Annotated in this window: 10 protein-coding genes; 4 read left to right on the top strand and 6 right to left on the bottom strand. The window is 67.4% G+C overall.

The window, feature by feature from the left end; translation table 11 throughout:
- Positions 1-54: 54 nt before the first annotated feature.
- Positions 55-684: a hypothetical protein gene (locus P3102_RS20020; RefSeq protein ID WP_276360783.1), complete on the bottom strand. Its 630-nt coding sequence runs from the start codon at positions 682-684 to the stop codon at positions 55-57.
- Positions 685-752: 68 nt separating this feature from the next.
- Positions 753-2,552 carry a right-handed parallel beta-helix repeat-containing protein gene (locus tag P3102_RS20015; RefSeq protein ID WP_276360781.1) on the bottom strand — a complete coding sequence of 600 codons (1,800 nt, stop codon included), beginning with the start codon at positions 2,550-2,552 and terminating at the stop codon, positions 753-755.
- 88 nt (positions 2,553-2,640) lie between these two features.
- Between P3102_RS20015 and P3102_RS20010 the strand changes: the two genes are divergently transcribed.
- On the top strand, positions 2,641-3,510 hold the full coding sequence (locus tag P3102_RS20010; protein WP_276360779.1) for a TetR/AcrR family transcriptional regulator: 870 nt from the start codon (positions 2,641-2,643) through the stop codon (positions 3,508-3,510).
- 439 nt (positions 3,511-3,949) lie between these two features.
- Here P3102_RS20010 and P3102_RS20005 read toward each other — a convergent pair whose 3' ends face one another.
- Positions 3,950-4,789 carry an NAD(P)-binding domain-containing protein gene (locus tag P3102_RS20005; RefSeq protein WP_276360778.1) on the bottom strand — a complete coding sequence of 280 codons (840 nt, stop codon included), beginning with the start codon at positions 4,787-4,789 and terminating at the stop codon, positions 3,950-3,952.
- Between the two features lie 52 nt (positions 4,790-4,841).
- On the opposite strand from P3102_RS20005, the gene P3102_RS20000 reads away from it, so the two are divergent.
- The gene (locus P3102_RS20000) at positions 4,842-5,225 is read left to right on the top strand and encodes a MerR family transcriptional regulator (RefSeq protein WP_276360776.1); all 384 of its coding nucleotides are present in this window, start codon (positions 4,842-4,844) and stop codon (positions 5,223-5,225) included.
- 12 nt (positions 5,226-5,237) lie between these two features.
- Here the strand turns inward: P3102_RS20000 and P3102_RS19995 are convergent, their stop codons facing one another.
- Entirely contained in the window at positions 5,238-6,227 is a 990-nt protein-coding gene (locus P3102_RS19995; protein WP_276360774.1) for a malate dehydrogenase, read from the bottom strand.
- A 436-nt stretch (positions 6,228-6,663) separates the two neighbouring features.
- On the opposite strand from P3102_RS19995, the gene P3102_RS19990 reads away from it, so the two are divergent.
- On the top strand, positions 6,664-7,305 hold the full coding sequence (locus P3102_RS19990; protein WP_276360772.1) for a DUF4360 domain-containing protein: 642 nt from the start codon (positions 6,664-6,666) through the stop codon (positions 7,303-7,305).
- A 275-nt stretch (positions 7,306-7,580) separates the two neighbouring features.
- Complete coding sequence (locus P3102_RS19985; RefSeq protein WP_276360771.1) at positions 7,581-8,225, top strand: DUF4360 domain-containing protein; 645 nt, start codon at positions 7,581-7,583, stop codon at positions 8,223-8,225.
- 103 nt (positions 8,226-8,328) lie between these two features.
- Here the strand turns inward: P3102_RS19985 and P3102_RS19980 are convergent, their stop codons facing one another.
- Together P3102_RS19980 and P3102_RS19975 are read right to left on the bottom strand one after the other, a co-directional pair.
- Positions 8,329-10,416 carry an FUSC family protein gene (locus tag P3102_RS19980; protein WP_276360769.1) on the bottom strand — a complete coding sequence of 696 codons (2,088 nt, stop codon included), beginning with the start codon at positions 10,414-10,416 and terminating at the stop codon, positions 8,329-8,331.
- Positions 10,413-13,484, bottom strand: coding sequence for a GH92 family glycosyl hydrolase (locus tag P3102_RS19975; RefSeq protein WP_276360767.1), 3,072 nt, complete (start codon positions 13,482-13,484; stop codon positions 10,413-10,415). Before P3102_RS19975 ends, P3102_RS19980 begins: the two co-directional genes overlap by 4 nt.
- Positions 13,485-13,508: the final 24 nt, after the last annotated feature.

The raw sequence follows: 13,508 nt of genomic DNA, 5'->3' as shown, positions 1-13,508 counted from the left end.
CACCGAGCCATCGGGCGTCTCAAGCAAAGTGTATAACGGCCTATACGGTTCGGCTCACGTCAGAATCATGTTCAGCCAGAAAAAAACAGCACCGCCAAAGACGACACCGCCGACCATTCCGGCCATGACTTCGGCCTTGGTGTGATCGCCGAGTTCGACGCGGGACCAGCAGACCCAGCCGACACCGAGGAAGACGAGTGCGAGCCAGGGGCCGTAGACGCGGATCAGCATCACGGCCGCACCTGCCGCCACCATCGCGTGCATGGAGATCTTGAACTTCCGGCCGAAGGTGATCGCGAGCGCGGCGACCAGGCAGGCGAGTTCGGCGGCCGCGAGCGCGATCATCTCGTACGGGGCGCCGCCGGCGAGCAGGACGACGAATCCGGTGGCCAGCGAGCCGATGCAGACCGCGAACGGAACGAGCCGTCCGGCTCGATCGGTCACGTGGTGGCTGTCCCACTTGCCTTTCCGGGCGCCGCGCACGATCACGGCCATCGGGATCAGCGAGCCGGTGACACCGACGATCGAACCCCAGAGCACCGTCTCGCCGAGGTGCTGACCGGTGACCTTCCAAGCGACGATCAACGGGAGACCGAGCACCCAGACCCAAGGGGCGAGCACCTCGGTCGCGACCCGCGCGAGGTGACGGCGGATACCGGGGGCTTCCGTGGACTGGGCCGACATGGTGCTTGTCTCCTCGGGATCGTGGCCGGAGCGGCTCCTGCCGGACACGTGTCCGGCAGGAGCGCTGATCATCGTCGCAGACCCCGGCGGCCCGCCTGCGCGAGGATGTCGGCGCCCGCCGGGACCGCTCGGACCGCCTCGTCGAAACTCTCCTTGGGCAGCACGGTGTTCCCGGCCACGGTCACCGTTGCGGGCGGGGTGTCGTAGCCGTCGGGCAGGGTGTCCCAGAAGTTGCCGACGAAGGCGACGTTCTCCAGCGGCGGACCCACCTGAAGGGTGATCGGGATGTCGGCTCGGTGGACGATGTTGCCGAGGACGGTGATCCACGCGGCGCCATAGTCGGCGTAGAGGCCGAAGTTGTACGAGGTGAGGACGTCACGGATCACGTTGCCGCGCACCATCGCTCCACCGGCGAACGAGGAGCCTTGCGGCGCCGAGAGATAGATCCCGCCACCGTCCATCAGCTTCCCCATGCTGCGTTCGACGAGGTTCGAGATCACCTGGGTGCCCCTGGCCCGCTCGCCGCCGGTGACCACGATGCCGTTGTGCGGGACGTCGTGGATCTCGTTGTGGGCCACGGTGGTTTCGACGGACTCGACGACGAGGACCGCGGGGGAGCCGCGGTACTCGGTGCCGATGTGGTGGACGAGGTTGTCCTCGACCGAAACCCGGGTGCTCGTGTGGACGGCGATCCCGCTGCCCGAGATCTCGTCGAAGACGTTCGCCCGGATTTCGACGTCGGTGCCGTTCTCGATCAGGAGCGCTCCCGCGCCGAGGCGGGTGAAGTGGTTGCCCTCCAGCGTGACCCGGCGGGCCGAGGTGAGACTGACGTTGGCGGGTAGCTGAACCGGCTCCGCGGGCACGTGGACGTAGCCCACATCGGCACCGAGGTCGATCTTCTGGAAGTCGCCTCGCTCGAAACGGGCGTTGCCGTGATAGTGCAGGTACCCACCGGTCCTCGTGGGGCCGTACCAGGTCGCGTCTGTGAAAGTGAAACCGCGCAGCACGAGGTCGTGCACGTCCTGTCCGCTGACGAGCGTTTCGAGCATCGGGACGACGGCCACGGTCTTGCCGATCTTCTCGCCAGGGCGCGGGCGGTAATGGAGGACGTGGCCCTCCGCGTCGGTGCGGCTGACGGCGAAGGTTCCCGGCTCGGTCAGGAACGCCACGTTGTTCTCGATCACGGAAGGCGCGGCGAGTCCGTCCCAAGTGCCGTCTCCGCCGGCGCCGTACCACTTGGCGTCGTAGAGAGACTTCGCGTGGTCGAAGGCGGGTTGGGCCATGATGATCGTGGACGAGGAGGCGTCGCCGGAGATCGACGCGACCGCGAGCTTGGCTTCGGACCACGGGTAGACGCCGGGGTAGCCGAACTCCAGGCCGGACGGGTCCGGCCACGACTGTGGTTCGGTGCTGTCCGTGACGTAACCACCGTTTGTTTTCGTCACGCGACCCGGAAGACCGCCCGCGCGGGACGCTCGTGCGGCGGGGCGGCCGTCGACGGTGAGCCGTCGCGGTGCCAGGTCGCCGATCGGCGCCGTCCAGACACCGTCGTCGCCTGTCGTCCAGTCGGTGATCACGCGGCCACCGCTCACTTCGATCTCGACCTGATCAGCTGTTCCGTAGCCCTGGGCCTGGTAGATCACGCGAAATCCGTTCGTGCCGGAATCGCCCGATGCGTCGTCGAAGACAAGGGGTTCTTCGAGGTGATGGACGCCTGCCGTGAAGCTGACGACGACATCGCCGGTCATCCCGGCGGTGACGGCGCGGACGGCTTCTTGTGCCGCTTTCGGAGTGGCGAAAGGCCGATCGGCAGAGCCGGCCCAGTCGTCTCTGCCGTCGGGGGACACGAAGAACCTGGTTTCGGGCATGCTGAAGCGCTCCTGGGAGAAGTTTATGGGATATACTTCGGTTTATTAGATAAACATGTTCGAGTGCGGAGAGTCAAGGGAGTGGCAGGTGGCGGAAGACGACACGCAGCCGGATCCGGAGCGCGCGATCGAGCTGCTGTGGGGAGTCGCCGAGCCGGAGCGGCCGGGCTTGGGTCTCGGCCGGATCGTCGCCGCGGCGATCGAAGTCGCGGATGCCGAGGGGCTCGCGGCACTGTCGATGCGCAAGGTCGCGGAACGGTTCGGCACCACCACCATGTCGCTCTACCGGTACGTTCCCGGCAAGGCGGAACTGGTGGAACTCATGCGTGACGCCGTGCACGGCGAACTCCCGATCGAGCCTTCGGGCGGACTCGGCTGGCGAGCGGGCCTGGAACGCTGGGCCCGGCGGGCATGGGAGCTGCACCGACGGCATCCATGGCTGGTCCACAGTGCCGGAACCCGTCGCCTGCCGGGGCCGAACATCATGGCCGGATACGACCACGCCCTCGAGGTGGCTTCTCGGAGCGGCCTGCGGCCGGCGCAGGTGATCGCGGTGGTGAACCTGGTGGGCGGATTCGTCGAGTCCGTCGCGCGTCAGGCAGGGGAGACCGCGGAACTCCAGCGACGCACGGGCGTGTCCCATGAGCGCTGGTGGAGCGAACGCGAGTCCCTCTTCGAGCGCCTGGACGGCTATCCGGCGCTGGAGAGGCTGTGGAAGGACGGGGGAATGGACACGCCTCTGGAACCCTTCGAGTTCGGCTTGCGGTGCACCCTCGATGGCGTCCAGGCGCTCGTCGACAACCAGGGGAGTGAGGTAATGCGTGACGAAACAAGAGGAGGGGAGTGTGTCCTCTGCGGGAAACCGCTGGATGGGGGAGGGAGAGGCAGGCCGCGGGACTACTGCTCGCGAGCCTGCCAACAGCGCGCCTACCGCAGGCGGCAAGCGCAGCCGGGCTGACTTGCCGTTCAAAGTGTATAACGAACTATTCAGGTTGACGATTAGCAAAATTATATTAAGGGATTAAACAAATCCGCTAAGACTGCCGAAGGTCCTGGCTACGGTTTCCAGGTGGTCACCGAGGTCTTGCTGAAGCAAGTCGAGGGAGACGTCCGGACACCGGTCCTCTTCGAGGGGTTTCTGGATCCCGGAGCCCAGGCGGCCCAGGCGCTGCTCGTGCTGGGCAGGGTCGCCCGCACCCGGTTCTGGATGCCGCCGTCGATGGTGAATCGGCTCATCGCCGAGTCCGATCCCGTCTGCTCGACGTGGGCACTCTCGGCGAAGGCTGCACGAACGTCGACCTGTCCGACGCGACGCGGATTCGGGACGTCTGGCCGGGGTCGTGAATGGCGATTCGGGTTATTGCAGGATCCGAATCGCCATTCACGACCGCTGGTCCTCACCGGAGCGCGGCTAGCCTGGCGAACCCGTCGGAGCCGTGGCCGGTGTCGATTGCTTGTTGTACTTGGGCTCGGGCCGCGGTGAGGACGCCGTTGTCGAGGCCGTGCGCGCGGACGGTGTCGAGGATGTGGTCCATCGTCGCGGCGGTGGCTTCGAGGGTGCCCGCGTCGCCGGCGTAGTTCTCGGTGGCGACCTGCTCGGCGAGTAGGTCGATCATGTCGGGGAAGAAGCCGAGGAGCGCTTTCGCGTGTGCGGCGATGTCGGTGGCGCCGAGGTTCTCCGCTTTGGCGAGGGCGAACATGTGGATCACTCCGCTCATGGCGGTCCAGAGCATGTCCTGCAAGGCCGCGTCGAACGCGGCGGCGCGGCCGGGGGAGTCGCCGACGTACTGCGCGTTCTCGCCGAGTGCGGCCAGCGTGGGGCGGTGTGTTTCGTAGACGTCGGCGGGGCCGCTGAAGAACAGGGCCGCGTCCGGGCCGCCGATCGCGTCGGTGGTCGCCATGATGACGCCGTCGAGGTAGTCGATGCCGTGTTCGGTGGCCCACGTCGCCATCTCGCGGGCCTGTCCGGGTGATCCGCCGCTGAGGTTCACCAGCGTGCGGCCTTTGAGTGCGTCTGTGTCGAGGATCGACCGTGCCACGGCGTAGTCGCGCACGCAGACGATCACGAGCGGGCTTGCCGCGATCGCCTCCGCCGCGGTCGTGGCGATGGTGGCGTCGAGGCTGTTTTCCTTGCCGGGTGTGCGATTCCAGACGGTGGTGGGGTGGTGGGCGGCGGTGAACGCGGCGGCGAGGGCGTGTCCCATGGGGCCGAGTCCCAGGACGGTCACGGTGGTCATGGCGGCTAAGCTAAACCTTGACATCGACGTGAGAGTCAAGTGTGGAGTGCGGATGCGGATCGGCGAACTCGCGCGGCGGACCGGTGTCAGCGAGCGCGCTTTGCGGTACTACGAGGAGCAAGGCCTGCTCACCCCGCAGCGGCGGCCGAGCGGTTATCGCGTGTACGGGGACGCCGACGTGGCGGCGGTGCGGCGGATCAGGATCCTGCTCGGGGCCGGGCTGAACACCGCGCAGATCGTGGAGATCCTGCCCTGCATCGTCGACGAGGACGGCTGGTTGACCCCGGATTGTCCCGAGTTGGTCGACGCCTTGCGGCAGCAGCGGGACCGGATCGACGCGGCGATCGGCGAGCTGGAGGTCACCCGCGGGAATCTCGACTCGATCATCGACGGCGAAAAAGCGGCCGCGTCCCGGGGGACGCGGCCGCCTTCGTGAAGCGGATCAGGCTCAGATGAGGCCGAGCTTCTTCACCGCGTCGCGCTCTTCGGCCAGCTCGTTGACCGAAGCGTCGATGCGGGCGCGCGAGAAGTCGTCGATCTCCAGGCCCTGGACGATCTTGTACTCGCCGTTCGCGGCGGTGACCGGGAACGAGGAGATCAGGCCCTCCGGCACGCCGTAGGAGCCGTCGGACACGACCGCCGCCGAGGTCCAGTCACCTTCCGGGGTGCCGTTGACCCAAGTGTGGACGTGGTCGATCGCCGCGGAGGCGGCCGACGCCGCGGAGGACAGGCCTCGGGCCTCGATGATCGCCGCGCCGCGCTTGGCGACGGTCGGGATGAAGTCGTCGGCCAGCCATTGCTGGTCGGTGATGACCTCGGTCGCGGGCTTGCCGGACACCTCGGCGTGCGCGATCGACGGGTACTGGGTCGCGGAGTGGTTGCCCCAGATCGCGACCTTCTTCAGCTCGGTCACCGGCACGCCCAGCTTCTTCGACAGCTGCGCGAGGGCGCGGTTGTGGTCGAGGCGGGTCATCGCGGTGAAGCGGTCGGCCGGTACGTCGGGCGCGTGCGCCTGGGCGATGAGGGCGTTGGTGTTGGCCGGGTTGCCGACCACGAGGACCTTGATGTCGCTCGCCGCGCCGGCGTTGATGGCCTCACCCTGGGGCTTGAAGATGCCACCGTTGGCCTCGAGCAGGTCGCCGCGCTCCATGCCCTTGGCACGGGGGCGGGCGCCGACCAGCAGGGCGATGTTCGCGCCTTCGAAGGCCTGCTTCGGGTCGTCGAAGATGTCGATGCCCGACAGCAGCGGGAACGCGCCGTCGTCGAGTTCCATCGCGGTGCCCTCAGCCGCCTTGACCGCCTGCGGGATCTCCAGTAGCCGCAGCTTCACCGGGGTGTCCGGGCCGAGCAGCTGACCGGACGCGATGCGGAAGAGCAGCGCGTAGCCGATCTGGCCGGCCGCACCGGTGACGGTGACGTTGACAGGGGCTTGGGTCATTGCGGTTCTCCAGCTTGAGGCGACATCGACTTGTACCGCGATGCTAGTCCTGTCCCGAGTCGCCGTTCGGGTGCGTCCAGTCACTGTTTTCTTGATCGATGCGGTCGTCGGGTGATCAGGCCCACGTTCTCCATGTGGCGGGTGCGCCCGTGGGCCCCTCCGGGGTGGTCGGTCTCCGCTCGTGCGCTGTCTCGCCGGAATCGTCAACACCGAATCCACGAAAGCCTTATCGTATCGTGCGAAACGAATGGTGTTTTCCGGTCCGGGTGGCGTTCTCCAGTGCTTAGGAAAACGGTTACAGACCATAATGTCATTTCAGGCACCGGGTGCGCTGGTGAATTGCGTCCGATCGGCGGGCGGCATCGTGAAGATCGTTTCGTTAACCTGAGTCCGCCCAGTTCCCCGCCCCCGTGTCGAAGTTTTCGGGAAGGATCCCATGCTCAATGCAGTGGTTGCCGCCATATCGCTTTTCTCGTCGATGACGACGCCGAACAGCATGTCGCCGCCGCCGACACCTCCGCCCGACCGGGTCGTCATCGACGTGGTCACCGTCAATGGTTCCGGCTGCCCGCCGGGCTCGTCGGCGGTCGCCGTCGCCAGGGACAACAGTTCTTTCACGATCACCTACAGCGAGTACACCGCCCAGGTCGGCGTCGGCGCGAAGCCCACCGACTTCCGGAAGAACTGCCAGTTGAACCTCAACATCCATGTACCGCAGGGATTCACCTACGGTATCGCCAGCGCCGATTACCGCGGTTTCGCTTCGCTCGAATCCGGTGCGAAGGCACTGCAACGAGCGAATTACTACTTCCAGGGAAATTCGCCGACCGCGCAGGTGAGTCATCCCGTCAACGGGCCGTTGTCGGACAACTGGCAATTCCGTGACGAGGCCGAAGGTGGCGTCATCATCTACAAGCCGTGCGGTGAGAACCGGAATCTCAACGTGAACACGGAACTGAGGGTCGGTGCGGGTTCGTCGGATCCGAAGAAGTCCACCAGTTTCATCACGATGGATTCGACCGACGGCGCGTTCAAGACCACCTACCACTTCTCTTGGAAGACCTGCCCGGCCTCCTGACCGCTCCACCAGGGTGACGGCCTGCTTCCCGCTCCGGAAGAAGGCCGTCCACCCGTGCCCGTTCAGGACCTGGCCGCTCTGAACGAGGATTCCACAGCTCGTCGTCGCCCGGCGCGGCGGCGGTGAGTCTTCTCGACGACCCCTTTTCGGCGGTCATCCCTGTCTCCGGTGACCGATTCCGTATTCGTCCCGATCGGCGGGCGGGCCGGGAAAGAACCTCTGGCTGACCTCGAATCCGCCCAGTTCCGCCGTGTGGAAGCTTTGGGAAGGATCCCATGCTCAACGTGCTGGTTGCTGCCGTGACCCTGTTGTCCTCGGTCGTCACGCCGGACGCCTGGGTGCCGCCTCCGTTGCCGTCCGACAAGATAGTCATCGATGTCGTGACGGTCAACGGAACCGGATGCAGACCGGGTACGGCGGCTGTTTCCGTGTCCCCGGACAACACCGCGTTCACGGTCACCTACAGCGAATACACCGCGCAGGTCGGCGTCGGCGCGAAGCCGACCGATCTGCGCAAGAACTGCCAGCTCAACCTCTATGTCCACGTGCCGCAGGGCTTCACCTACGGCATCGCGGGCACCGACTACCGCGGCTTCGCCTCCTTGGCCGCGGGAGCCACCGGACTGGAACGAGCCAACTACTACTTCCAGGGCAATTCCCCGACGTCCTTCGTGAATCACAACCTCAAGGGCCCGTTCGAGGACAACTGGCAGTTCACCGACGAGATCGAAGTCGGCGCCATCGTCTACAAACCCTGTGGTGAGGACCGGAACTTCAACATCAACACGGAACTGCGGGCCGCGGTCGGTACTTCAGATCCGAAGAAGACCACCAGCTTCGTCACCATGGACTCGACCGACGGTGCCATCAAGACCACTTATCACTTCTCCTGGAAAACCTGTCCCAAACCGAAGAGCTGACCCCTGAGGCGGCGCCGGTGAGGCGGTGGCCGCAACCCTCGTGGGTGGTGCGGACGGTTGACGCCGTCCGCACCACCCACGAGGCCGGACCAGGGTGCGCCGCTCAGGGCTTCCCGGAGAGCACCGGGTCTGTGGCCTCGATCCCGAACACCCGGCCCAGCGCGATCACCGTCTCGTCGAGATGCCCGAGGCTGGTGAGCACCGAACGCGCCCGCGGATCGTCGATCCGGTCCGCCACCGGCGTGCCGTCGTCGCGGATCAGCGTCCCGTGTCCCGAGCCGCCGGGGTCGCCGATCGCCTTTCTCAGCACCGCGGTGTTCTCCCGGATCCGCCCGGTGTACAGCAGCAGCCGGTCCGCCTCGGTGAGCAGCAGCCCTGGCTGTGCTCGCGCCGCGACGTGCCGGGCGCGGAACGCGATCGTTTCCACCGTCGTGAGCACGTGCCAGCCGTAGTCGCGGCGGCTGCTGAGATTGACCGGATGGGTGAGCGGTTCGATCGTCGTGCGGACCTTGTCCACCGCCCGGTCCAGATCACGTGACTTCTCGATTACGCTCACGTTCTCCGCACCGGTCAGCAGGCCGGCGGCCTTCTCGACGAATTCGTCCAGTTCCTCCAGCAACGCCGACACGTCGTCCAGCATCACCGCCCGGGTGCGCACCGGCACGATCACCACCGCCGCCAGCACCCCGGCCGCGGCGCCCACGGCGGTCTCCGCGACCCGGATCCAGAGCACCTCGATGCTGAACGTGCCCAGCAGGCTGTACAGCAGCCCGAGCATGCTGGTGACGAAGAACGCCATGATCACCTGTGACACCCGCGCCATGTAGACCATGCCGAACACGCACACCAGGATCAGCGCCAGCGTCGCCGGCACGCTGCCCGAGACGAGCAGCGTCAGCACCAGTCCGCCGACGATCCCGATCAGCGTGCCGCCGAGCCGCCGGACGCCTTTGACGAACGTGGCACCCGCCGTGGACGAGCCGATGAACACCACGAACACCGTCAACACGGCCCAGTACCACCGCTGGCTCGACACCAGCTCCCCGCCGAGCACGGCGAGCCCGCCGCCCACCACGGCTTGGATGGCGCTGCGTGTCTGGTTGTCGTAGGCGAACGCCGACGACTTCTCCTCCTCGGGGTCTTCGGGATCGTCGGCGGCATCGGAGACGTCGTGCTCGGCGACCCGCTGTGCCCGTACATCGGCCAGTGCGAGTTCGGCGAGCGCGCGGCGGACGCCGTCACCGGGTTCGGCGTGCTCGTCGATCCGGCTGCCTTCGACCAGCATTTTGCTGAACTCTTCGGTTTCGCTGATCAGCGGCAGCTCACGGGGATCGCGTTCGATCAGCGACCGGAACCGCCGCATCCGTGCGATCAGGTCGTCCCGGACGTCCTCGTCGAGATCTTCGGCACAGGTGCGCTGCACCGTGATCGTCAGCCATTGCACCGCCAATTCGACCTCGATCGCCCGGCGGCGGAGCCGGTTCGCCGAATCCGCGCCGGTCACCTCCGGCGCGGTGTCCTCGATGAGCAGCACGGATTCGTGCATCCGGGCGTTCGTCCGGCGGAGTCGCTTGCGGGTGCGCTCGCTGCCGCCCACCGCGAGGTGGTCCTCGGCCGCCCGTACCACCGCGGCGAGCCTCGCCCGGAACGCCCGCCGGATCCGGAGGAACTCCGCGTCGGTGTCCCTGCGCACCAGGACGAACCGGACCACCGCGTTGGCCGCGATGCCGATGGTCAGCGCCAGCAGCAGCACCGGGACCTGGTTCAACTGCGTTTGCAGGAACATCGCGAAGAAGAACAGGAAGAACGACAGTGAGCCCAGCGCGATCCCGCGCGAGCCGAACCGCTGGGCGTAGACCGCGACGAAGATCAGCAGTACGAACACGACACTGTCCAGCGGCGGCACCGCCGAACCCACACTGGCCGCGGTGAGCGACGCGGCGCCGAGCACCAGCCCGAGTACCAGCGTCACCGCCTGCTTGCCCGGCGTTTCGTCGTTGACGGTGAAGGCCGAGGTCATCGCGGCGATCGCGGCGACGAGGGTGACCGTGAGCGGCTGGTGGAACGGCAGGATGGCCAGTACCGCGACGACGATGCTGAGGACGGCCGAAAAGCCGAGCCGGAGCCGGACCAGGCCGGGATCGGAGGCGACCAGACGGTCGGTCGTGGCCTGGGTGATGCGGGTGATCATCGGGCGAGCAGCTCTCCTTGGGCGAGGGTGACCCGCCGGGCGGTGGACGAGGTGACGCGAAGACGGTATCGGGCGTGCCGCGCCGGTTCGGCGAGGGCGAACGGCCGCGTCTGCCGGCGCCAGCGGAACGTCTCGCCCGCACGCTGGTCGAGCAGCGTCCAGTGCTCGCCGTCGTCGGATCCCTCCAGCATCCACGAACGCGGATCACCGCGGCGGGTTCCCGAGGTCAGCGTGTACAGGACGACGTCGCGGGAAGCGTCCTCGACGGGGAACTCGATGACGGGTTCACGGCCGGGGAAGGTCATCTCGGTCTTGGTGGTGTCGTCGAAGAGCGGGCCGTCGCCCGCCGTGATGTCGGTGAGCGGTCGCGGGTCGGCGGGCTCGACGGGGGAGCGGCCCCAGTCCGACGGTCGCTCGCCCATCGTGAACTTCAGCACCGCGCCCTCGGCCAGCGCGGAATGCGGGAGCGTGGTGCTCTCGTGCGGCCGTCCGTCGATCGTCAGCCCTTGGACGTACACGGTGTCGCCGGTGTTGCCGGGCGCCTCGACGACCAGGTCCTTCCCGTTCTCGAGGTGCACGGTCGCCTTCGTGAACAGCGGCGCGCCGATCGTGTACTCGGGGCTGCCCATCGCCAGCGGGTAGAACCCGAGCGCGGCGAAGACGTACCACGCGGACATCTCGCCGTTGTCCTCGTCGCCCGGGTAGCCCTGGCCGAGGTCGCTCCCGAGGTAGAGCCGCCGCAGGACTTCCCGCACGATCCGCTGCGTCTTCGCGGGTGCGCCCGCGTGGTTGTAGATCCAGGGAATGTGGTGCGACGGCTGGTTGGAATGCCCGTACTGTCCCATCCGGACGTCGCGCGCTTCGGTCATCTCGTGGATCAGCCCGCCGTAGGAACCCGGTTTGCGGCCGGTCTCCGGCGTCGCGAAAAAGGTGTCCAGTTTGGACTCCAGTGCTTCGGTGCCGCCGTGCAGCGCGGCGAGCCCGGCGCCGTCGTGGGGAACGGAGAAGGCGGTGTTCCAGGAGTTCGTCTCGGTGAAGTCGCCGCCCCACGCCTCGGGGTCGTAGCCCTCGGCGGCGAAGTGGCGGCTGCCGTCACGGTTGCGGCCTTGGAAGAACCCGATCAGATGGTCGAAGTGGTTCGTGTACTGCTGCGAGCGCTGCCGGAAGTACGCGGCGTCGTCGTCCCGGCCGAGTGCCTCGGCGAAATTGGCCAGGCCGAAGTCGTTGACGCAGCCCTCCAGTGCCCACGACAGTCCCTCATGGACCGACGTCGGCGTGAACCCGAGGAAGATCGACTCGTGCAGGCCCTTCCGGCCGACGCTCTGCCCGCGCGGCGTCACCGTCGCGTTCTTCAACGCCGCCTCGTACGCGGCCTCGACGTCGAACCCGCGCACGCCTTTGAGGTACGCGTCGGCGAAGGCCACGTCGGAGCTGGTGCCGGTCATGAGGTTGGCGTAGCCGGGGGAGGACCAGCGTGAGATCCAGCCGCCTTCGCGGTACTGCTGGACGAACCCGTCGATCATCCGCCCGCACCTGCCGGGGGTCAGCAGGGCGTACGCGGGCCACGTGGTGCGGTAGGTGTCCCAGAAGCCGTTGTTGACGTACATCTCGCCGTCCACGACCTTCGCGCCGGTCCTGGTGCGGGTGCTGGGCCAGAGGCGGCGGATGACCGGGCTCGCGTGACGGACTCCTCGCGGAGTGACTTCGTGTGCGGAATTCGGATACAGGAACAGGCGGTAGAGATTGGAGTAGAACGTCGTGCGCTGGTCCTCGGTCGCCCCCTCGATCTCGACCCGGCCCAGCACCTCGGCCCACTGCGCGCGAGCCTGCGCGCGCACCTGCTCGAAGGTCGTCCCGGCGGGGATCTCCTGGTCGAGGTTCCGTTTGGCCTGCGCGAGGCTGATCAGCGACGTCGCGATCCGCATCGTCACCTCGCCGGCCGCGAACTCCAGGAACCCGGTCACCGTGCGCCACACCGGGCGCCGGATCCTGCCGCCGTTCTCGGCGGGGACGTCGAACTCGGCATGGACGAACATCCGCCGCGCCCCGGCCGACAACCTGCTGCGCACCCAGGTGTGACCGGTGAGGACACCGTTCGCCGCGTCGAGCCGCAGCCCTCCCCGGTTCCGGGCGTTGTCGAACAGCAGCCAGCCGCGGTCACCCGGGAAGGTGAACCGGAACAGCGCCGCGTGATCCGCCGGCGCGATGTCGGTGGTGATGCCGTTGGCGAACCGGACACCGTAGTGATGCGGCCGGTCGATCTCGTCGTCGTGGGAGAACGCGAGCGCGCGGCGGGTCCGGTCCGCCTCGACCGGACCGATCCCCGGCATCACCTGGAAGGTGTGCCGGTCGCCCATCCACGGACTCGGTTGATGCGACAGCGCGAACGCCTGCAGCGCGGGACGGTTCGCGGCGTCGTTGTGCCGGTGGTAGCTGTAGATCCAGTTGGTGACACCCGCGTCGGTGACCGGGGTCCAGAAGTTGAAGCCGTGCGGGACCGCGGTCGCGGGGAAGTTGTTGCCCCGCGAGAACTCGTCGCTGGACTGCGTGCCGCGGGTGGTGCGGACGTGGTCCACCGGCTCGCGGATCCCGGTCGCGCGCTCGGTGATCCGGACGTCGTCCACCCAGCCCGCGCCCTCGCCGTCCGGTGGTTCGCTGACCAGGACGATCCGGGCGATCCGCCGTCCGGTGAACGCGCCCAGCCCGCGGCGCACGAGATTCCATTGATCCACGTACAGGGTCTTGTCCAGGCCCTGCCCGGCGGCGGTGAACCCGGCGGACGTCCCGTCGGCGAACTCGACGTCCAGGGCCACGAAGGTGCCGCGGTAGCCGGTGCCCGCTTCGGGGAAGACCACGTAGGACAGTTCGGTGTCACCGGTGACCTCGATGTCCACTTCGAACAGCGTGGCGCGCAGCGTGTTCTCGTAGCGGAGGGCGTGCGCGCCGGTGAACCCGACGTCGGCCTTCGCGGTCGGTGACGACCGCGGACCGGTGCCGACGCGCAAGGCCGGATCCACCGGCTGCGGATCACCCGTTTCGAAGGAGGAGAAGAACCCGGTGATCGTCACCAGGCCACCGTAACTCGCACGCGT

The organism is Amycolatopsis sp. QT-25, from assembly GCF_029369745.1.
Taxonomy (GTDB): Bacteria; Actinomycetota; Actinomycetes; order Mycobacteriales; family Pseudonocardiaceae; genus Amycolatopsis.
This window is presented reverse-complemented; position numbering and strand designations above follow the sequence as displayed.

What these genes read in the sequence shown, in the direction of transcription:
- P3102_RS20020 (WP_276360783.1), bottom strand. Translation starts at nt 684, where the DNA reads ATGTCGGCCCAGTCCACGGAAGCCCCCGGTATCCGCCGTCACCTCGCG.
- P3102_RS20015 (WP_276360781.1), bottom strand. Translation starts at nt 2,552, where the DNA reads ATGCCCGAAACCAGGTTCTTCGTGTCCCCCGACGGCAGAGACGACTGG.
- P3102_RS20005 (WP_276360778.1), bottom strand. Translation starts at nt 4,789, where the DNA reads ATGACCACCGTGACCGTCCTGGGACTCGGCCCCATGGGACACGCCCTC.
- P3102_RS20000 (WP_276360776.1), top strand. Translation starts at nt 4,842, where the DNA reads ATGCGGATCGGCGAACTCGCGCGGCGGACCGGTGTCAGCGAGCGCGCT.
- P3102_RS19995 (WP_276360774.1), bottom strand. Translation starts at nt 6,227, where the DNA reads ATGACCCAAGCCCCTGTCAACGTCACCGTCACCGGTGCGGCCGGCCAG.
- P3102_RS19990 (WP_276360772.1), top strand. Translation starts at nt 6,664, where the DNA reads ATGCTCAATGCAGTGGTTGCCGCCATATCGCTTTTCTCGTCGATGACG.
- P3102_RS19985 (WP_276360771.1), top strand. Translation starts at nt 7,581, where the DNA reads ATGCTCAACGTGCTGGTTGCTGCCGTGACCCTGTTGTCCTCGGTCGTC.
- P3102_RS19980 (WP_276360769.1), bottom strand. Translation starts at nt 10,416, where the DNA reads ATGATCACCCGCATCACCCAGGCCACGACCGACCGTCTGGTCGCCTCC.